This is a genomic window from Streptomyces lienomycini, from assembly GCF_027947595.1.
Lineage (GTDB): Bacteria > Actinomycetota > Actinomycetes > Streptomycetales > Streptomycetaceae > Streptomyces > Streptomyces lienomycini.
In genome coordinates, this window is sequence record NZ_CP116257.1 from 5,549,233 (window position 1) to 5,569,476 (window position 20,244).

The 20,244-nt window shown below is 74.6% G+C and carries 16 protein-coding genes; 9 read left to right on the forward strand and 7 right to left on the reverse strand.

Annotated elements, in window-relative coordinates:
* Positions 1-15: 15 nt before the first annotated feature.
* The 4 genes from BJ961_RS25290 to BJ961_RS25305 all read right to left on the reverse strand — a co-directional run bounded on the left by BJ961_RS25290 (position 16) and on the right by BJ961_RS25305 (position 7,861).
* On the reverse strand, positions 16-5,493 hold the full coding sequence (locus tag BJ961_RS25290; protein ID WP_271415088.1) for a caspase family protein: 5,478 nt from the start codon (positions 5,491-5,493) through the stop codon (positions 16-18).
* A 6-nt stretch (positions 5,494-5,499) separates the two neighbouring features.
* On the reverse strand, positions 5,500-6,363 hold the full coding sequence (locus BJ961_RS25295) for a hypothetical protein (RefSeq protein ID WP_271415089.1): 864 nt from the start codon (positions 6,361-6,363) through the stop codon (positions 5,500-5,502).
* Between the two features lie 108 nt (positions 6,364-6,471).
* Complete coding sequence (locus BJ961_RS25300) at positions 6,472-7,101, reverse strand: TetR/AcrR family transcriptional regulator (RefSeq protein ID WP_271415090.1); 630 nt, start codon at positions 7,099-7,101, stop codon at positions 6,472-6,474.
* Positions 7,102-7,291: 190 nt separating this feature from the next.
* Positions 7,292-7,861: a hypothetical protein gene (locus BJ961_RS25305; RefSeq protein WP_271415091.1), complete on the reverse strand. Its 570-nt coding sequence runs from the start codon at positions 7,859-7,861 to the stop codon at positions 7,292-7,294.
* Between the two features lie 213 nt (positions 7,862-8,074).
* Here BJ961_RS25305 and hmgA point away from each other — a divergent pair, with 213 nt between their 5' ends.
* From hmgA to BJ961_RS25320, 3 genes are read left to right on the forward strand one after another with little or no spacing between them, the layout of a single operon-like run.
* Entirely contained in the window at positions 8,075-9,400 is a 1,326-nt protein-coding gene (hmgA, locus tag BJ961_RS25310) for a homogentisate 1,2-dioxygenase (protein WP_271415092.1), read from the forward strand.
* 27 nt (positions 9,401-9,427) lie between these two features.
* Positions 9,428-10,177 (forward strand): GntR family transcriptional regulator, encoded by a 750-nt coding sequence (locus tag BJ961_RS25315; RefSeq protein ID WP_271415093.1) that lies wholly within the window; start codon positions 9,428-9,430, stop codon positions 10,175-10,177.
* Positions 10,178-10,199: 22 nt separating this feature from the next.
* Positions 10,200-11,360, forward strand: a complete 1,161-nt coding sequence (locus BJ961_RS25320) for a type ISP restriction/modification enzyme (RefSeq protein ID WP_271415094.1) — start codon at positions 10,200-10,202, stop codon at positions 11,358-11,360.
* A gap of 53 nt (positions 11,361-11,413) precedes the next feature.
* Here BJ961_RS25320 and BJ961_RS25325 read toward each other — a convergent pair whose 3' ends face one another.
* Positions 11,414-12,118: a TetR/AcrR family transcriptional regulator gene (locus BJ961_RS25325; RefSeq protein ID WP_271415095.1), complete on the reverse strand. Its 705-nt coding sequence runs from the start codon at positions 12,116-12,118 to the stop codon at positions 11,414-11,416.
* A 63-nt stretch (positions 12,119-12,181) separates the two neighbouring features.
* Between BJ961_RS25325 and BJ961_RS25330 the strand changes: the two genes are divergently transcribed.
* Positions 12,182-13,183, forward strand: coding sequence for an ATP-binding cassette domain-containing protein (locus BJ961_RS25330; protein WP_271415096.1), 1,002 nt, complete (start codon positions 12,182-12,184; stop codon positions 13,181-13,183).
* Positions 13,180-13,974 (forward strand): ABC transporter permease, encoded by a 795-nt coding sequence (locus BJ961_RS25335; protein WP_271415097.1) that lies wholly within the window; start codon positions 13,180-13,182, stop codon positions 13,972-13,974. The genes BJ961_RS25330 and BJ961_RS25335 overlap by 4 nt, the downstream gene beginning before the upstream one ends.
* Positions 13,975-14,158: 184 nt before the next feature.
* Here BJ961_RS25335 and BJ961_RS25340 read toward each other — a convergent pair whose 3' ends face one another.
* Both BJ961_RS25340 and BJ961_RS25350 read right to left on the reverse strand, forming a co-directional pair.
* A complete protein-coding gene (locus tag BJ961_RS25340; RefSeq protein ID WP_271415098.1) occupies positions 14,159-14,428 on the reverse strand; it encodes a hypothetical protein in 270 nt (89 codons plus the stop codon).
* 428 nt (positions 14,429-14,856) lie between these two features.
* Positions 14,857-15,663, reverse strand: a complete 807-nt coding sequence (locus tag BJ961_RS25350) for an SGNH/GDSL hydrolase family protein (RefSeq protein WP_271415099.1) — start codon at positions 15,661-15,663, stop codon at positions 14,857-14,859.
* Between the two features lie 532 nt (positions 15,664-16,195).
* Here BJ961_RS25350 and BJ961_RS25355 point away from each other — a divergent pair.
* The 4 genes from BJ961_RS25355 to BJ961_RS25370 all read left to right on the forward strand — a co-directional run bounded on the left by BJ961_RS25355 (position 16,196) and on the right by BJ961_RS25370 (position 20,212).
* A complete protein-coding gene (locus tag BJ961_RS25355) occupies positions 16,196-17,035 on the forward strand; it encodes a glycosyltransferase family 2 protein (protein ID WP_271415100.1) in 840 nt (279 codons plus the stop codon).
* Entirely contained in the window at positions 17,032-18,123 is a 1,092-nt protein-coding gene (locus BJ961_RS25360; RefSeq protein ID WP_271415101.1) for a glycosyltransferase family 2 protein, read from the forward strand. Before BJ961_RS25355 ends, BJ961_RS25360 begins: the two co-directional genes overlap by 4 nt.
* On the forward strand, positions 18,116-18,952 hold the full coding sequence (locus BJ961_RS25365) for a polysaccharide deacetylase family protein (RefSeq protein WP_271415102.1): 837 nt from the start codon (positions 18,116-18,118) through the stop codon (positions 18,950-18,952). The genes BJ961_RS25360 and BJ961_RS25365 overlap by 8 nt, the downstream gene beginning before the upstream one ends.
* A 165-nt stretch (positions 18,953-19,117) precedes the next feature.
* On the forward strand, positions 19,118-20,212 hold the full coding sequence (locus BJ961_RS25370; protein WP_271415103.1) for a DUF5925 domain-containing protein: 1,095 nt from the start codon (positions 19,118-19,120) through the stop codon (positions 20,210-20,212).
* Positions 20,213-20,244 lie beyond the last annotated feature (32 nt).

Below are 20,244 nucleotides of genomic sequence, written 5' to 3' on the forward strand. Positions count from 1 at the left end.
GAGGGGTTGTCGGGATCAGTCGAAGAGGATCGGCCCGTTGCGCGTGCCGACGGCCAGTTCGCCGTGCGGGCCGGCGGCGAGGGCGGTGCAGGGGGACGGCAGTTCCAGGGCGCGGTGCACGGTGCCGGTGCGGGTGCCGACGACGGCCAGGTGCCGGTGGGACGCCAGGGCGTAGGCGTCTCCGCCCGGCAGGAGGGCGGCGAAGTCGCCCCACAGCGGGGTCTCGTGCTCGTGGGTGACCGGCGGCGGGGGGACGGGGCGCCGCAGCGGGGAGCGCGAGCCGGCCGGGTGGTGCGGGGCGGGCGTCTCGCCGGACGACGCGAAACGGGCACGGAACGCCTCCCACGGGACGATCCTGGTGCACGCCTGGCCCACCACCAGCAGCGCGTCGCCGCCCTCCCCGGGCAGGGCGAACACGTCGACCAGCCCCTCGTCGGGCAGCCGCAGCAGCGCCCAGCGCCGGGTCGTCGTGTCCAGGACCCGCACCACGTCGTCGGTGAGGGGCGCGAAGACGAGCAGCCGCCCGGCGCACCGCACCGCGCGGAGCGGGCCCCCGAGGCGTGTCTTCCCGTCGTCGTAGGCGGAACAGGGCTGGTGCGCGATCGGTCCCCGGGCGACGTCGTGGACGGACACCCGCCCGTCCACGAAGGAGTCGGCGGCCCAGGGGTCCGCCTCGTCCCACGGCACGAGCGACAGGAGGGACTGCGCACCGGTGTCGTCCGGCACCACCGCGAGCCGCGCCCCTTCCCGCTGGTGGGGCACGGGTGTCGCCAGCGGACGGCCCGCCGCGCGCACCGGGTCCCCCGAGCCGAAGTCCCAGTACTCCAGCAGGCCGTTGCCGCTGCGGGCGAAGAGCAGGGGGCGCGGCTCCCGTCCGGGTGACCGCCAGGAGACCGCGGCCAGTTGCTCCACGTCGGCGCCGTCGACCGGCCGCAGCCGGCGGACCACCTCGCCGTGTTCCGCCTCGCGCACCTGGAGCGACCCGTCGGCGCCCCCGACCACGACCACCGGCGCTCCGTCCCGCGCCACCACCGCCACGGCGGACACCCGCCGCACCGCGTCCAGGGCCTCCTCGACCAGGCGGCCGTCGGCCGTGTCCCGCACCCGCCACACGTTCCCCGTCTCGTCCCCGCACAGCAGGCCGTCGTCCGTCGCGTGCAGCGAGGTGCCGCTCTGCGGCATGCGGCGCTCCCAGCCGTCCTCGTACGACACCAGCCGGGCGTCGGTGCCGAACCCGAACAACCGGGTCCCGAGGTGGGCGAGGGCGGTGACGGCCGCGCGGTGCGCCCGGCGGGGCGGACCGAGGGGCCGGCAGGTGGGCAGCGACCACTCCCGTACGGATCCGTCGTGGTCCCCCGCCGCGAGCCGTCCCGAACCGTCCGGGGACAGGGCGAGGGCCGTGATCCACGCCGGCCGGTCCGGGACCGGGCCGCACGCCCAGCTCCGCCCGGCGCCCGCGTCCCAGCAGACGAGCCGCCCCGAGTCGGTGCCGGCGACGACCACGTCCCGGTCCCGGACGCGTCCGGCGGTCAGCGCGGTGACGATGCCGGGGACGGTGAACTCCTGCTCGGCGACGGGCAGTCCGTCACGCAGGACGAGCACCCGGACCCGGCCTCCGTACTCTCCGGTGGCGACGAGGTCGCGGCCGTCGGCGGTGTGTCCGACGGTGGCGCAGCCGATCAGCGGGAACTGCCACAGCCCCGGGTCGAGCACCCGCCGGCGCCACAGTTCGTGCGCGCGTACGGGGTCCCAGCAGCGGATCTCGTGGTCCTTGCCGACACTGACGACAGCGGGGGCGCCGGACGGTCCGCGGACCTCCCCGAGGGCCAGCACGCCCCCGTGGTGGGCGGTGATCCGGGTGGAGTCCGCCGCGTAGGCGGTGGGCCAGAACCGCACGACGCCGTCCGAGCCGCCGACGCAGACCGTGGTGCCCGCCCGGCACACCGCGTCGGCCGAGTGCCGCAGCTCCTGGCCGCCGATCCGGTCCCCGGTGAGGAGGTCGTGGAGCTGGAGCCCGCGGGCCCCGCCCTCGACCGACACGCAGGCGACCGGTCCGAGGTCGAAGGCGGCCACCCTGACCCGCGCGCCCGGGTCGACCCGCAGCGGCAGGCCGACCGGACGGCCGCTGTCGAGGTCGATCCGGTGCAGTTGCCCGTCGGTGGTCACCGCGGCGACGACCCACTGCCGCCCGACGCGGTGCACCGCGGCCGAAACGGTGACGTACGGGCTGGTCAGGAGCGTGCGAAGGGGCTCGCCGCGGGAGAGCGAGGAGAGGCGTACGGTGCCGTCCTCGCCGGTGGTCACCACGAGCCGCTGCGGATGGCCGGGCACCAGGTCGACGGAGACGACCGGGCCGTCGTGGCCGGTGCGCACCACGGAGCGGGTCGTTCGGTCGTCGGTCCCGTGCAGGACGACCCGGCCGTCCTCGCAGCCCAGCAGTACGGTCCGCGGGGGAAGCCCGGACGGGGCGGCGCACGCCGTGACGCGGGCCCCCACGTCGGCGGGCAGGAGGGTGGCGGAGAGGGCGGCCCTGCGCCAGTGCGCCCGCTCCTCCCACTCGCGGATCTGGAACTCGAAGAGCGAGCGGCGCTGTCCGCGGGTCAGCGGCGGGTAGTGCGGCGCGGAGCCGAGCTGGTAGACGCGGACCCGTCCGTCGTTCAGGCGCACCACCGCCACGGCGGGCTCGTCGGGCGTGCGCCGGCCGGGAAGCAGCACCAGCTGATCCACGGACCGCAGGGGCCGCCCTTCGTAGCCCTCCTCGCCCTCGTCGTCCGCCGGCAGCACCCAGATGGTGCTCTCCCGCCCGCGCCAGACGTGCAGCAGACGCGTGAATCGCCGCTTCGTCTCCTCGCGCCGGGCCAGGTCGAGGTAGGTGTCGTAGGACCACGCCGCGGCGAGGCCGGGGAGCTGCGGGGGCGCGGTGAGGCCCCGGAAGTAGCGGTGGTCCGCCTCCTTCTCCCGGTGGGCGGGGTGACGGTCGCCCTCGTCCAGGTCGTACCACCACGGCCCGCGCGTCGACTCCAGTTCCAGGTACCGGGGCCCCTGGGAACCGCCGGGCACCACCACCCCCGTCTCCCCGATGTACATCCCGGGATACCGCCGCCCGCCCCCGTGCGGATCCCAGGCCGCCCACCGGGCCCGCCAGGGCAGCTCGCCCTCCCCCGTGTCGCACGAGTCCGCCAGCCGCCCCGCCCGGCGGCACACCGCGGCCAGCCGCAGCCGGGCCCGCGCCGACGGGTCGGCCCCGCTCCCGGCCCGCGCCCGCAGCTCCGTCTCCATGTCCCGCACCGCCTGCCCGGCCCGCCGCCCCTCCGCGGTGCGCAGCGCGGGCAGGGCGGCCAGCAGCTGCCCGGGGTCGGCGGACAGGACGAACTCCGCGTCCTGCACCAGTGGGTCGAGCACTCCGCCCTCCGCGGCGTGCAGCGCGAGGTACTGCCGCACGTACGGGTGCTCGACCGTGCGCAGGGCCTCGGTCATCGTGCGCTGCACCCGGGCCGCGTCCCGGCCCTCGCGCAGGTACTCGATGAGCGCCCGGTGGTAGACCCGGTACACCGATCCGCCGCTCTCCACGCTCTCCACCACGTAGGAACCGGCCTCCTGGCGCAGCCACACGAGGTGTTCGTCGCCGTACGGGGTGCCGGTGATCGCGCCGGCCAGGCGTGGCCACACGCCCGCCCATGGCAGTCCGGCGCCCTGGGCGTAGGCGAGCGGGAGGAGCAGGTCCCGGGCCTGTGCGGCGCGGGGGCCGAGGCGTTGCTCCAGGTCGCGTTCCATGGCCTCGCCGGGCAGCCGGGGCAGTTCCTCGCGCCACCGCCGGTCGCCGGGGTCGGGCGGGCGGGACTCGCGGGCGACGGTGCGGGCGGTGATGCGGGCGACGAGGAAGGAGCGGCCCGCGGCCTCGGCGACGGCTTCGGCGACCGCGTCCACCAGAGCGTCCCCGGCGGCCTCCAGCACGGAACCGGGCGTGCGCAGCAGCTTGCGGGTGTAGGCGCGGACGGCGCCGGGGTCGGCGTAGCGCTCGGAGTCGAGGTCGACGCGGGGCGCGTCGTCGGGCAGCCGGGCGGCGATGTGCGGGCGGGCGCCGACCAGCAGGCGCAGCGGCAGTCTGCGTTCGGGGTCGGTGAGCGGGACGACGAGTTCGCCGACGGTCTCGTGGGGTGCCAGTGCCTCGTCGAGGGAGTCGACGAGGACGACGAGGGGGGTCTTCCTGGTCTGGAGGTGGGCGGTGAGCGCGCCGAGGGAGGCGGCGGCGCAGCCGGCGGCGGCGGCCAGGGCGTCGAGCAGTTGCCGGGTGGAGAGGTGGCTCGCGTTGACGCGCACGTCGACGTCGCCGGGGCGGGGCAGGAGCGGCGGGAGGCCCGCGCGGGGCACGGCCGCGGCGCGTTCCGGGTCGGTGAGCACGGCGACCATGCCGAGCAGGGAGGACTTCCCGGAACCCGGGTCCCCGGTGACGACGCAGAGCCGTTCGTCGGTCCGGCGCGGGTCGAGCCAGGCGCTGATGTCGCCGAGCGCCGCGTGCCGGCCGGTGAAGTCCCAGACGTCGTCGGTCACCACGTCGGTGCCGCGGGCCCGGGGCAGGAAGAAGGAGCGCATGTCCTGGTCGCGGGCTTCGCGTTCCCGGGCCGCGAGGGCGACGATGCGGTCGATCTCGTCCAGTTTGAGTCCGTCGGAGTCCGGGACGTGCCGGGGGTTGGGCAGGAAGGCGGGGATGCCGCCGGTGGCGTGGGACAGGGACCAGCCGGGGCGCTGGGCCGCCGGGACCTCGGGGTCGCTGCGGATGGCGGCCATGACGTGCTCGACGCTGATGTGGGCGGGGGCGTTGCCCGCGGTGGCGCGGGCGCGGACGGCCCGGTCGAAGGCGGTCGACAGGGCACCGGTGTACGTCTCCTCCTTGCGGCGGGAGGAGGAGACGAGGACCAGGCCGGTGGTGCCGTGCTCGGTGACCGGCTCGCGGAAGCGGCGGGCGTCCAGGGCGCCGTGGAGCGCCTTGTCCGCGCCCTCCTCGGCGTAGCAGGCGTCGATCAGGACGAGCAGCCGCTCGACGGCCGTCCCGTTCCAGACGCCGCCGACCAGGTCCTCGGTGGGCAGGGCGGTGCCGTACGGGTCGGCGGCGTCGCTGTCGTGCAGGAGGAGGTAGTGGCGTCCGCTGTCCTCGTCGGTGATGCCGTGGGCGGCGAAGTAGAGGACGACGTAGTCGTCGGGGCGGCGGTCGGGGTCGGTGGCGAAGGCGCGCAGCGCCTCGGTGAGCTGCCGCCGGGTCGGGTGGGGGCCGAGGTCCAGGGCGGTCCGGTAGCCGAGTTCGCCGACGAAGAGGTCGGTGATCCGCCGGACGTCCTCGGTGAGTTCCGGACGGGCGGCCTCGGGGTGCGCGCGTACGTCGGTGACGGCGGCGGCGATGAGGAAGCGGCGGGCGGCGGGCGCGGACGTCCCGCCGTCGGCCGGCGCTCCGGTGTGCGCGCCGTGTGTCCCCGGTGCCGTGACCGCGCCCGTCATCGTGTCTCAGTCCGCGGGGCCGAAGCCGTCGGCGACCGCCCGGCCGGCTTCCGGGGTGTTGAGGTAGCGGGTGGCGTCGTGGGCGCGGGCGCCGTTGTGCACGAGGTGGCTGCGGACGCGGTCGCCGAACAGCGGCCTCAGGTCCTTCACCAGGGCGACCACGTCGCCCTCGTCCGCGATGTTGGTCCAGTGCTCGACGCTTCCCGGCCAGTCACCGGGCCGGCCCTGCGCACCGGCGCGCAGCCGGTCGTGGACGAGGGGCCGGATGCCCAGCGGTGACCCCACCGTCAGCAGCGAACGCACCGGCCAGTCGGGGCGCGCGCACAGCGCCTCGTAGGCGACGACGCTGCCCAGGGAGTGGCCCACGACGACCCGGGTGCGGTCGGTCACCGCGTCGGCGACCCGCCGCTGCACCGCCTCGTGGACGTCCGGGTCGCACAGGTAGGCGCGGACCTGCTTCAGGTCGAGGACCATGGCGCGCAGCGCGATCCCGGCGAAGAACCGGGAACGGCCGAGCGCGTTGAGGGCCCGCTGGACGGTGCGCGGGGTGCGGGCCAGGGTGCGGGCGTCCGGCGGCAGCACCGCCTCGTCGGTGCGGGCCGCCTCCGCCCACAGGGCCAGCAGCAGGTCCCGCTCCAGTCCCGCCGCGACGTCCGGGGCGCCGAGCGGGGGGTCGGCCAGCGCGAGGGTGCGGCCGGGCGGGCGGAAGAGGTCGCCGTAGAAGACGCAGCGCACGTCGTCCTCGCCGAGCGTGAAGGGGGCCCTGGCGCGCAGCAGTCCGTCGCTGATCGCGGGGTGCCAGAACCGGTGCAACTCTCGCTCACCCGTGTGCTGTTGGCCGATCCCGTGGATGCAGACCACTCGAGCCATCGCGCCCCCCAAGCCCCGACCCAAACGCGTGATCACTCTAGCAACGGGAGGGCCTGGGCGGTGGGTTCGGGAAGCGCGGTTTCGGGGAGCGGTGCGGACGGTCCGCCGTCAGTCGAGGACGCGGCCCAGGTAGGCCCGCAGCAGCTCCCGGGCCTCCTCGATGATCTTCTCGTCGCCGTCCGGTGCGACCCGGAAGGCGAGTTGGACGAGGGTGTCGGCGGTCTCCACGGCGACGAGGAAGACGCGGCGCAGGTCCTCGTCGGGGCTGCGGCCGAGGTAGCCGGAGAGCAGTTCGGTCAGCCGCTCGGCCACACGGTGGTTGGGGACGGCGTGGCGGTCGCCGACGGGGATCTGGTTGCCGAAGTCGATCAGGGAGAAGCCGGGCGCGGTCCGCTTCATCGCCAGGTACTCGTCGAGCACGGCGTCCAGGGCGCCGCGCCAGCCGCCGCCGTCCGGCCCCGAGTCCGTCTCCGTCAGCCGTTCGGTCACGCGCTCCGCGTAGCGCTCCAGGTTGCGCTGGGCCAGGGCGTCGGCCATCTGCCGCTTGTTGCCGAAGAAGCGGTACACCGAGCCGATGGGGACGCCCGCGCGCACGGCCACGGCCCGGGTGCTCAGCTCGTCGTACCCGACCTCGTCGAGCAGGTCGGCGCAGGCGTCGAGGATGCGGGCCAGGCGTTCGGCGCTGCGTCGCTGCACGGGGGCGCGGCGGAGCGGGGTCGCTGGGGACACGGTGCTCATGATGCCCTCCCCGCGCGGCCGGGGGAACCGCCGCCTCCGGTACGGTCCGGGGCGCCCCGCGGGAACCGGCGGCCTGTTCCGGGGCCGCCGCCCACCCCGGGCGCGGGCGCGGCGGCGTCCACCGCGCGCCCCCGGCCGAGGGCGGAGCCGGCGCGGTGCCCTCGGCGCCGGGAGGAGGCGGTGGCCGTGCTCACCGGTCCGCCGCGGGTTCGGTGGCCGTCGCGCTCCCGATCTCCTCCGGTTGCGTGGCCCCGGTCGGCTCCGCGTCCGACGCGGTGACGTCCGCCGTGCTCTCGACGGGCTCGCCGTCGACGGCCCAGACGGTGCCGTCGTCGGCGTACAGGCGGACCGTGACCTCGTGGGTGCCGCGCGGGACCAGGTCGGCGGCGATGCGGTACCTGGGGCCGCGCAGGGTGGTCAGGGGGTCGCCGTCGAGGAGGAGGTGGGCGACGCCGCGGCCGGCCACCGCCTTCGCCTCCGTACCGGCGGGCGAGAACCGGAAGTCGCGGACGGTCAGGCGTACGTCCCAGCTGTCGTCGGCCTCGGGCTGCACCTCGATGCCGACCTCGGGCGCGCGGTCGGCGTCCACCTCGCGGTAGCGGCGGCCCTCCTCGTCGGTGGCGTCGAGCAGCCTGCCGACCGGCGTGGCCGAATCCCCGCCCTCCGGTTCACCCGCACCACCGGAGCCGCAGCCCGCGGACCCCGTCAACAACAGGACACAGACCGCGAGCACGGCGACCACTCCCCGCGTCCACGACATGACGTGAGACTAGAACACCGGTCCGACACTCCGGATCCCCCGGGGGTCCGGTTCCGGTCATCCTCCGGGAGGACGACCAAGAAGGAACGGGCCGAACGGGGAGAACCCGCGCGGAGCGGGGAAGTCCTCCTGAGCCCCCTTGCGCACGGGAAACCGCAATCCTACGGTGTGCCATAGGAATCGGGCGGGAATCGGGTTGCGAGGGAGCGATCAATGAGCGGGGACGCGCGGAAGACCGCGGAGGGGCTGGCCTACCTGTCCGGCTTCGGCAACGAGCACAGCTCGGAGGCCGTCGCGGGCGCACTGCCCGAGGGCCGGAACTCGCCGCAGCGGGCGCCGCTGGGCCTGTACGCGGAGCAGCTGAGCGGCACGGCGTTCACCGAGCCGAGGGCGCACAACCGGCGCTCGTGGCTGTACCGGATCCGCCCGTCGGCCGCGCACCCCGCGTTCACCCGTTCGGGTAACGGCGGAATCCGCACGGCGCCCTTCAACCAGGCCGTGCCGGACCCGAACCGCCTGCGGTGGAACCCGCTGCCGGTGCCCGGACCCGCCACGGACTTCGTCGAGGGGCTGTGGACGCTCGGCGGCAACGGCGACGCGACCCAGCGCACCGGCATGGCCGTGCACCTGTACCACGCCACCGCGTCCATGGAGCGCGTCTTCAGCGACGCGGACGGCGAGCTGCTGATCGTCCCGGAGCGCGGCGGCCTGCTGCTGCGCACCGAGTTCGGGCTGCTGCACGCCGAGCCGGGGCACGTGGCGCTGATCCCGCGCGGGGTCCGCTTCCGCGTGGAGCTGCTCGACGCGGACGCCCGCGGCTACGTCTGCGAGAACTACGGCGCCCCCTTCCGGCTCCCGGACCTCGGCCCGATCGGCGCCAACGGCCTGGCCAACGCGCGGGACTTCCACGCGCCGGTCGCCGCGTACGAGGACGACGAGAGCACGACGGGCCCGGTGGAGGTGGTCAACAAGTTCTGCGGCAACCTCTGGACCGCCGAGTACGACCACTCCCCGCTGGACGTCGTCGCCTGGCACGGCAACCACGTGCCGTACGTCTACGACCTGCGCCGCTTCAACGTCATCGGCACCATCTCGTACGACCACCCGGACCCGTCGATCTTCACGGTGCTGACCTCCCCGTCGGACACGCCGGGTCTGGCGGGCGTGGACTTCGTGGTGTTCGCGCCGCGCTGGCTGGTGGGCGAGGACACCTTCCGTCCGCCGTACTTCCACCGGAACGTGATGAGCGAGTACATGGGCCTGATCGAGGGTGCCTACGACGCCAAGGCGGAAGGCTTCGTGCCGGGCGGCGGTTCGCTGCACAACATGATGTCGGCGCACGGCCCGGACCGGGAGACCTTCGAGCGGGCGAGCGCGGCGGAGCTGAAGCCGCAGCGGATCGACGACGGGCTGGCGTTCATGTTCGAGACCCGGTGGCCGGTGACCCTCACGCCCCAGGCGGCCCGCGCCGAGCACCTGCAACCCCGCTACGACGACGTCTGGCAGGGCCTGGAGCGGCACTTCCGCCCCTTGCACTGAGGTTTCCCCTACCGGTACGGATGACCCGTGACCTCCTTCGCCCCGGACTCCGTCGTCCTCAACCGCAAGCTGCCGCTCTGGTACCAGGTGTCGCAGTCGCTGCGCGCCTCGATACTGGGCCGCTCGCCCCGGGACCCGCTGCGCCTGCCCACCGAGGAGCAGTTGGCCGGGCACTACGGGGTGAGCGTGCTGACCATGCGGCAGGCGCTGAAGGAGCTGGAGGACGAGGGGCTGATCACCCGCCATCGCCGGCGGGGCACGTTCATCGAGCCGCACGCCCGGCGGGGCGCCCCGGTGCGGCTGCTCGGTTCGGTGGACGCGATCGTGGCGCAGCAGTCCGGCATGAAGGCCGAGCTGCTGGACCACGGCCCCGCCGCCGTGCCCTCCGCCCTCACCGAGTTCTTCCCGGAGCTGGCCGAGCTGGCCATGTACCACCGGCTGCGCTGCGACGAGAAGACGGGCGAGCCGACCAACCACGCCCGCAACTACGTCCGTCCGGAGCTGGCCGCGCGCATCGACGCGGACGACCTCGTCCGGTGGCCGATGACGAAGGTGCTGCGGGACGTGGTGGGCGTGGACATCAGCCGGATCACGGACACCGTGGAGGCCCGGCTCGCGGACCCGGAGACGGCGCGGCTGCTGCGGGTGCCGCTGCTCAGCCCGATCCTGCACTACACGGGCATCACCTACGACACCGCGGGCCGGGTGCTCGACGTGGCGGTCATCCACTACCGGGGCGACCGCTTCTCCTTCACGGTCACCCTGGACGCCACGTGAGGCCGCGCCGCCCCGTCGTACGATGCCCGGCGTGACGCACGACGACGCTCCGCCGCTGGCGGACCTCATGCCGTGGTCCGTCGCACCGCCGCGGCTCGGCCGGGGGTGGCCGGCGGCTCCCGACGCGGCGTCCCTGAAGGCCCGCTGGGACGCCCTGGTGAAGGCCGAGGGGCCGGAGCGCGCGGCCCTGTTCGAGCCGACCCGCTCGCGCACCCCGGACTCGGCGGTCGGGCGGCTGCCGGGCGGCGCCGGGGGCACCGGGCGGCTGGCGCGCGCCTCGGGCCCGTCCGCGGAGCCGGTGCGGGTGCTGCGGGCGCCGTTCGACGAGCAGTGGCTGATTCCCGACCACCGGCTGATCGACGCGGCCCGCCCGGAGCTGTGGCGGGTGGCGGACGAGCGGCAGGTGTTCGTGGTGGAGGCCCCGGCTGCCGCCGGTCCGCCGCTGCTGCTCGCGACCTCGCTGCTGCCGCTGTTCGGCCCCGCCCGGATCCGGCCGCTGCACCGCCGACCCGGCGGTGCGGAGCCCAACCTCGCCCCGGGCCTCCTGGACCATCTGACCGCCCGGCTCGGGGTGCGCCCCGGCCCGCCGGACGTGCTCGCCTGGTCGGTGGCGGCCGTGCGGCCCGGCTCGCTGGTCCCGCTCACCGCGGACCCCGAGCTGTGGGAGCGCGGCGTCGGACTGGGCCGGCGCGCGCTGTGGCTGATGCGGCGCGACGGAGAGCGCCCCAAACTGCCCGGCGGGCGCCGCCCGTACGTCCGCGCCCCGCTGCCCCGGCGCCCGCTGACCCTGCGCTACGACCGGGACGAGGAGGCGCTCTTCCTCGACGAGGGCCGCGTCTCCCCCGTGCCGCCCGGCGCCTGGGACTTCGAGGTGGGCGGGGTCCGGGTGGTCGAGCAGTGGTTCGCGGCCCGCACGGCCGAGGGCGAGCCGGGCACGCTGTCGGCGGTCCGTCCGTCCGGCTGGCCGCAGACCTGGACGTCCGAGCTGCTGGAGCTGATCACGGTACTCGCGCTCCTCGCCGAAGTGCGGAGCCGGTGCCGGGAGTTGACGGTCACCGACGAGATCACCGCGACCGAGCTGCGGGCGGCCGGCGTGCTGCCCGTACCTCCGTCGGCCCGTCGCCCGGCCTCCGTCCTGGACGGCCGCGAGGAGGGCCCGGAGGGTCAGCTGGCGCTGCTGTAGGCCCCCGGAGGCGCGGTGGCGAGTGGCGCCGGGCCGGGGCCCTGGCCTCGGCCTCAGGCGAACCCGTCCAGCACCCGCGTCAGCGCCCGCTCGAAGACGCCCTCCAGGTCGATCGGTCCGGCGTCCTCGGCGAAGGACGCCGCCAGCCGCGGGTAGTTCCCGCTCGCGACCTGCCGGCCGAGGTAGGCGATCCGTGTCGCGTTCTCCTGCTCCTCGGACCAGGGCAGCGAGCGGGTGCGCTCGGCGGTGGCGATCTCGTTGCTCACGTACGTCGTCACCACGCCGTTCACCATCGCCACCAGCTCCATCTTGGTGCCGTAGGGCGCCTCGAAGGGGTCGAGGCAGGCCAGGCAGTGTTCGAGGTAGCGCAGGGCGTTGGGGCTGAAGCCGTAGACCGGGGACATCAGGCGGGGCAGCCAGGTGTGGCGGTGCATCAGGGCGCGGGTCTGGTGGGCGACCCGGATCATGTTCGCGCGCCAGTCGCCGCTCGGTTCCCACAGCTCGTGCTCGCCGCTGACCGCGTCCATCATCAGCTCGTACAGGTCCTCCTTGCGGGGGACGTAGTTGTAGAGCGACATGGTGCCGCAGCCCAGCTCGCCGGCGACGCGGCGCATCGAGACCGCGTCCAGGCCCTCGGCGTCGGCGATCCGCACCGCGGCGGCGGCGATGTCGGCGCGGGTGTACGCGGGCCTCGGGCCGCGGCCGGTGCGCTCGGGGCGCGACCAGATCACTTCGGGTACGGCCGCTCGGCCCGCCATCGTGCATCACCTCGGCCTCCATCCTAGTTACGTACAGCGTACGTAGTGCGCTATGGTCGTCCCATGACTACTACGTACGCTGTACTTAGTGAGGGTCTGGAGAAACGCTTCGGGGCCGTGCGCGCGCTGCGGGGTCTGGATCTCGCGGTGGCCGAGGGCACGGTCTGCGGACTGCTCGGGCCGAACGGCGCGGGCAAGACCACGGCGGTGCGGCTGCTGACGACGCTGCTGCGACCGGACGCGGGGTCGGCGCGGATCGCCGGGCACGACCTGGTGCGCGAGGCGGCCGCGGTCCGCCGCCGGATCGGGGTGACCGGGCAGTACGCGTCGGTGGACGGGGACCTCACCGGACGCCAGAACCTGCGCCTGTTCGCCCGGCTGCACCGGGTGCGGGACGCGGCCGGGCGGGCCGACGCGCTGCTCGACCGCTTCGGTCTGGCCGACGCCGCCGACCGGCCGGCCTCCACCCTGTCGGGCGGCATGCGACGCCGTCTCGACCTGGCCGCGAGTCTGGTGCGGCGCCCCGACGTGCTGTTCCTGGACGAGCCGACGACCGGGCTCGACCCGGCCAGCCGGAACCGCGTCTGGGAGGCCGTGCGCGCCCTGAAGGAGGAGGGCACGACCGTGCTGCTCACCACGCAGTACCTGGAGGAGGCCGACCGGCTGGCCGACGACATCGCCCTGGTGGACCGCGGCCGGGTGGCGCACACCGGGTCGCCGGCCGAACTCAAGGCGCTGGTCGGGTCCTACGCGGAGGCCGTCGTCGCGGACGGGCACGAGCTGGCCCGGGCGGCGGCGGTCCTGGACCGCCTCACCGGCGTCGAGCCGGCGCTGGACCCCGACCGGCGCACCGTCGGCGCCGTCAGCACCGACCCCACGCTCACCCTGCCCCGCCTGGTGCGCGAACTCGACGCGGCGGGCGTGCCGCTGCTGGACGCGAGCCTGCGTCCGCCGACCCTCGACGACGTCTTCCTCCGCCTGACCGGCGACAGCGGCGGTGGCGTCAGCGGTGATCACAACGGCGGCAGCGGCGACAGCGGCGGCACCAAGGAGTTGGCGGCATGAGCACGATGGCCCACGGCCTGGCGTACGACGGCGCGGCGATGCTGGGACGCCAGCTGCGGCGGCTGCGGAACAACCCGGGTCTGCTGATCCTCACCCAGACGATGCCGATCACGATGCTGCTGTTCTTCGGGTACGTCTTCGGCAGCGCGCTCGCGATGCCGGGCGAGGAGTACCGGGCCTTCCTGGTCCCGGGGCTGCTGGTCGCCACGGCCGCGAACGGCATCATGACGGGCATGTTCCAGGCCGCCCAGGACACCCACCGGGGCGTGACGGACCGGCTTCGCACCCTGCCGGTGAGCCGGGCGGCGATGCCGCTGGGGCAGTCGGTCGCGGACGTGGTCGTCACGGCCGCCGGGACGGTGCCCCTGCTGCTGGTCGGGCTCGCGGTGGGCTGGCGGGTGGAGGGCGGCGCGCTCGGCGCGGTGGGCGCGGTGGGGTTGCTGCTGCTGTTCCGGTTCGCGACGACGTGGATCGGGATCTACCTGGGGCTGCTCACCCGGAACGAGGAGGCCGCCGGTCAACTGGGCGGCGCGACCTTCATCCTTCCGCTGCTGTCCAACGCGTACATCCCGACCGGGGGCCTGCCGGGCTGGCTGCGCACGGTGGCGGAGTGGAATCCGATCAGCGCGGTGACCACGGCACTGCGGGACCTCTTCGGCAACGCTCCCGTGCCGGACGGGGCGGCCTGGCCGGTGGCGCATCCGGTCGCCGGGTCGCTGGCCTGGTGCGCGGTGCTGCTGGTGGTGTTCGTCCCGCTCGCCGTACGCCGGTACGCGCACGGGGGCCGCTGAGCGGGACGGGAAGGCGGGAGGACGTGCGGGGCGGGCGTACGAGAGCCGGGCGTACGGATACGGGCGTACGTGCGGGGGTCACCCGCGCTCGGGGGGCACACCGGGGCGCCGCTGCGTGCCGTGGGGATGACGGACGAGTGCCGCGGCGCCGCGCCGGGACGGTGTGACCGCCGGAGCGCGGGCCTCAGTTGCCGCCGAACAGCGAGCGACGCAGTCGACGCAGCGGCGCGAACAGCGAGACCCGGCGCACCCGGATGCCCCTGCTGCTGCGCTTGTGCGCGGGCTCACGCGCGGTCAGCTCACGCATCAACGACGTCGCCTCCACGGTCTCCCGCTGCGGGAGGGCAGGCCCTCCGAGCACCGCGAGATGACGGTCGAGACGCGAGCTGGTCGCGCTGCTGCCGCAGGTGATCGCAGGGACCCTTGCCCTGCTGCGCACCGTTATCTGTTCCATGTCACTCCCCACCCGTACGAGTCCACCCGGCCCGGGCAGGGTAACCCTATCGCCCCGGTACGGCATGCGTGTATCGCGGTCACAGGATTCACCTTCCCCGTAAGGGGGTTGACGATTACTCTCCGAATACGGAAGGTTCCAGGGCGAGTTGGACATTCGACTCCGGTGACGGTCGGACCGGCCCCCCGTCCGGCCCGACCGTCACCGCCAGTGAGGTGGCGGAGCGGCTCGGGCCGGGCGCGGTCAGGGGCGTGTCGCCGCCGTCGGACCAGCGGGCCGCCACCGCGAGCCGCGAGAACGTGGGCGATCTCACGTACCCGCTCCCGCGCGGTGCCCCGCTCGCCCGCACGCGGGGCCACCGGGGCAGTCGGGAGGGGAGGCCCCGACGCGCGGGGCCTCCCCTCCCGGTCCGCTCCTCCCGCCCCGGGTCAGGCGGCGCCGTTGAGGACCGGCAGGTAGCCGCCGGACTGGCCGGCCGCGGTGGGGTGGTACGACTCGCCGATGTTCAGCCAGTTGACGCTGTGCAGCCAGGAGCTGCCGGAGCAGATCTCGTGACCGGTGAAGGTGGTGCGTACGTCGCCGAAGGTGAAGCCGTGGGCGGCGACGCGCTGGGCGATGACGGTGTTGAGGTGGTCGGAGGCGTTGTTGATGGCCTTCCGCTTGGCTTCGGACAGGCCGACGCAGGTGGTGCCGAGCTTGTAGAAGCGCGGGTAGCCGATGACGACGACGTGGGCGTTGGGGGCCTTGCTGCGGATCGCCGAGTAGACGCCGTCGAGGTTGCCGGGGAGCGTCGAGTCGACGTACGCCTCCGCGGTGGCGACCCGCGAGAGGCAGGAGCTCTCGGACTGGAGCACGCACGTCGTCATGACGTCCGCGAAGCCCGCGTCGTTGCCCCCGATGCTGAGGGAGACGAGGCCGGTGGCGGAGCTGAGGGGGCCGAGCTGTCCGGCGAGAACATCACCCGTACGGGCGCCGGAGCAGGCGGTGAAGTCGAACGTCGAGGGTGAGTGGGCGGCCGCCCAGAGGTACGGGTGGGCCTTCGTGCTGCGCTTGCAGTCGCCGCTGGAGCTGATGTAGCTGCCCGCTCCGACCCCGGAGGAGTAGGAGTCGCCGAGCGCCACATAGCCGTCGGCGGCGGCGGGTTGGGCCGCCTGGGCGGTCGCGGCGCCGGTGAGGGCCGCGGTCCCGGCGAGAAGGAGTGAGCCGAGGAAGCCGACAAGTCTGAAACGTCTCATGGAACCTCCCTTAGCAGGATCTCTGCCGCAACCGTGGTACCAGCTACGCGCGTTGACTGGAAGTGTCCATGCCAATGAATGGCTGACAGTCGTTCACATTCGGACGAAAGTCAGCGGGAACGTCAGTGCGCCCTTGACGCTCCACTGCACGCTACGTCACATTGAGGCCGGTCAAACCGACAAAAATGTGAGGCCTGCTGGCAGGTCTTGCCATACGGGTTCAATCGTCAATACCGTCATAGATCTCCCGTCATCGGTACGTCGGCAAGCGGCTCTGGGGAGGGCTCGAGGCCGCGGCGCACCGGGGCGGGACGCGCGGTAGGGGGGTGCCGTGCTCGGTGACCGCACCGGTGACCGGGCCGCGCCGCGCGGTCGGCTGCCGTTTCCACGGCGCCGACAGGCTTTGCCGACTCACCTGGCGGGCACGGAGATCCATGCCGTCGTGCCGTGGATGAGAACCCCCCTTTCGAACCGGAGACAGAGCCGGACCGCCCCTGGGGCGGGCGGTCCGCCGGACGAGAGGGACCAGACCATGAGCTCAGTTCTGCAGCCGGCGCCGGCGGGCAGCGATCCGTCGCCCGAGCCGCCGCCCGCCGGGGAGTACCGGCCCGTCTCCTCGCATCTGGCGATAGCACCGCCGGTGAGCGTGGTGATACCCGCCATGAACGAGGCGGAGAACCTTCCCTACGTCTTCAAGACGCTGCCCGACTGGATCCACGAGGTCGTGCTCGTGGACGGCAACTCCACCGACGGCACCGTCGAGGTCGCCCGGGAGCTGCGGCCGGACGTCACGGTGGTGGAGCAGCGCGGCAAGGGCAAGGGGGACGCGCTGATCAGCGGCTTCGAGGCGTGCACCGGGGACATCATCGTGATGGTCGACGCCGACGGCTCGGCCGACGGCCAGGAGATCGTCTCGTACGTCTCCGCCCTCGTCTCCGGCGCCGACTTCGCCAAGGGCTCCCGCTTCGCCAACGGCGGCGGCACCGACGACATGACCTTCGTCCGCAAGCTCGGCAACCGCGCGCTGTGCGCGGTGGTCAACCGGAAGTTCGGCGCCCGCTACACCGACCTGTGCTACGGCTACAACGCGTTCTGGCGGCACTGCCTGGACAAGATCGACCTCGACTGCACCGGCTTCGAGGTGGAGACCCTGATGAACATCCGGGTCGTGAAGGCGGGGCTGAGGGTCCAGGAGATCCCCAGCCACGAGTACCTGCGCATCCACGGCGTGAGCAACCTGCGCGCCGTGCGGGACGGGCTGCGGGTGCTGAGAGTCATCCTCGACGAGCGCTCCAACCGGCGTGCGCTGCGCGGTCGTGAGCGCGCGACGACTCTGGTGTCCGTGGGCCCGGTCCCGGGGAAGGCGTCTTGAGCGCTCCCGCCGCCGCCCCCACGGTCTCCGTGGTGATCTGCGTCTACACCGAGGACCGCTGGGAGGACATCCTCGCGGCGGTCGCCTCGGTGCGGGCGCAGTCCCACCCGGCCCGGGAGACGCTGCTGGTCGTCGACCACAACGAGGCGCTGCGGGTGCGGCTGCTGGCGGAGTACGAGGAGAGCCGGAGTGCGCGGGGCGCGCGGGGCATGCGGGACGTGGACGGCGTGCGGGACGTGGGCGGCGTGCGGGGCGTGCGGGACGTGGGCGGCGTGCGGGGCGTGCGGGTGCTCGCCAACGCGGGTCCCCGCGGCCTGTCGGCCGGGCGCAACACCGGCATCGCCGCCTCGCGCGGTGAGGTGATCGCCTTCCTCGACGACGACGCCGTGGCCGAACGCGACTGGCTGCGGCACCTCACCGAGGGGTACGCCGACCCGGCGGTCGTCGCCGTCGGCGGGCGCACGGTGCCGATCTGGGCGTCGGGGCGCCGGCCCGACTGGTTCCCGGAGGAGTTCGACTGGGTGGTGGGCTGCACGTACCGCGGGCTGCCGCCCGGCCGGGTCCGGGTGCGCAACGTGCTCGGCGGCAACGCCTCCTTCCGCCGCGAGGCGTTCGACGCCGCGGGCGGTTTCGCCACCGGCATCGGACGCGACGGCGACAGGCGCCCGCTGGGCTGCGAGGAGACCGAGCTGTGCATCCGGCTCTCCCGCGCCCGGCCGGACGCCGTGCTGCTGATCGACGACCGCGCGGTGATCCACCACCGGGTGCCGGAGGCACGCGAGCACTTCGGCTACTTCCGCACCCGCACCTACGCCGAGGGCCTGTCCAAGGCGCTGGTGGCACGCAGCGTGGGCGCCGGCAGGGGCCTGGAGTCCGAACGCCGGTACACCACACGGGTGCTGCCCCGGGGTGTGCTGCGCGGGCTGGGCGACGCCGTGCTGGCCCGGCCGGGCGGTGCGGGCCGGGCGGGCGCGATCGTCGCCGGGGTGCTCACCGCGGCGGGCGGCTACGTGGTGGGGAGCGTACGGGCGCGGCGGGGCGGGGTCGTGTTCTCCTCGGCGCCCGTCGGGGAGGGCGCGCATGGCTGAGGAGGTCCACGAGGCCGACGCGCGCGTGCCGGTGCTCATGTACCACGCGGTCGCGGACGGCCCGAACGAGGCGACCCGCGCCCTGTCGGTGTCCCCGAAGGCGTTCGCCGAGCAGATGGCGGCGATCGCCGACGGGGGCCGCACCCCGATCGGCACGGCGGAGCTGGCCGCCGCCTGGCGCTCCGGCGGTCCGCTGCCGAAGCGGCCCGTCCTCATCACCTTCGACGACGGCTACGAGGGCGTGCACCGGCACGCCCTGCCCGTCCTCGCGGGACACGGCTTCCCGGCCACCCTCTTCGTCTCGACCGGCTGGCTCCGCGGCCCGTACGGGACCGGGGGTGCCCCGGACACCATGCTCGACTGGGACCAGGTCCGCGAACTCGCCGCGGCCGGCGTGGAGATCGGCGGGCACAGCCACACCCACCCGCAGCTCGACCAGCTCGGCCGGGCCCGGCTGCGGTTCGAGCTGATCCACTGCAAGGAGGTCATCGCCGACCAACTGGGCACCGTACCCGCGTCGTTCGCCTACCCGTACGGGTACTCCGACCGCCGGGTGCGCCGGGCGGTGCGCGAGACGGGGTACGCGCAGGCGCTCGCCGTCGGCAACGCACTGGCCCGCCGTGCCCAGGGGCCGTACGCCCTGCGGCGGGTCACGGTGCGCCGCTCGACGGGGGCGGAGGAGTTCGCCCGGCTGGTCGAGGGCCGCGCGATCGCCCGCACCTTCGTCCGGGACCGTGCCCTGACGAAGGGGTACGCCGTGCTCCGCAGGACGCGGCAGGCACGTCGGCGGGTGCTCGGGCGGGGCCGGCTGCCGGGGTCCGGTGCCTGACCGCGCCGGCGGCCCGTCCGTCGCCCGCGCGTCGGACGCCCGTCGGGCGCCGGTCGGCCCCGTCGGGCGCCGGTCGGCCCCTTCCGTCGGCCGTCCGTGCCGTCCGTGCCGCGTGTGCCCGGGAAAGCGGGTGCACGCGACGGCCGGGTGCCCGATCATGGCGGCATGTCCGTGAACCCGCACGACGCCCTGCCGATCCGGCTCAACGTGGACGACAGCGACTCCCCGTCCGACGTCGTCGACGCGCTGTTCCTCGGCCGTTTCGCCACGGGTGAGCAGCCGTACGCGCACGCCGCGAACATCGACCGCGTACGGTCCGGCGCCACCCTGCTGCCACCGGGTGCGCGCGTGCTGCGGATCGCCCGCGACGACGACCGCAGCGCGACGCTTGCGGAGGGCGACGGCTGGACGCTGCTGGTCTCGCGCTGGAACCGGGGGGCCGACGTCACCGTGACGGCGACCAGCGCCGACCTGGCCGAGAAGGTGCTCGGCGAGGCGACGGACGGAGCGGCCGACGAGCCCGAACCGCAGCCGGAGAACGTGACGATGGGCTTCTGGTACGTCTCCCCGCGCCGGGGCCCGCACCGCACCACCCGGCAGATCGCCGCGGGCACCTGGGACGAGGTCCGGGCCAACTACACGGCGCCGGTCGCGGACGCGATGGACGGCCTGATGAAGACGACGCCCGAGGACATCGCGGGCCGGCTGCTGCTCCTGCACGGGCCGCCGGGCACCGGCAAGACCTCGGCGCTGCGGACGCTGGCCCGGTCCTGGCGGGACTGGTGCCAGGTGGACTGCGTCCTGGACCCGGAGCGGCTCTTCTCCGACGTCGGCTATCTGATGGACATCGCCATCGGCGAGGAGGACGCGGCGGGCAAGGGCCGCTGGCGGCTGCTGTTGCTGGAGGACTGCGACGAGCTGATCCGCGGCGAGGCCAAGCACACGGCGGGGCAGGCGCTCTCCCGGTTGCTCAACCTCACCGACGGGCTTCTCGGCCAGGGCCGCAACGTCCTGGTCGGCGTCACGACCAACGAGGACCTGGAGCGCCTGCACCCCGCCGTCGTCCGCCCCGGCCGCTGTCTGGCCCGTATCGAGGTCGGCCCGCTCACCCGGCGGGAGGCGGTGGACTGGCTCGGCACGGAGGAGGGGGTCGGCCGCGAGGGCGCCACGCTGGCGGAGCTGTACGCGCTGCGCCGGGGCACCTCGCCGACGGCGCTGCCGGAACCGCGGGCGGGCAGCGAGGCGGGGCTGTACCTGTAGGAGCCCCGTCTCCGCGGCGCGGTGCTTTGATG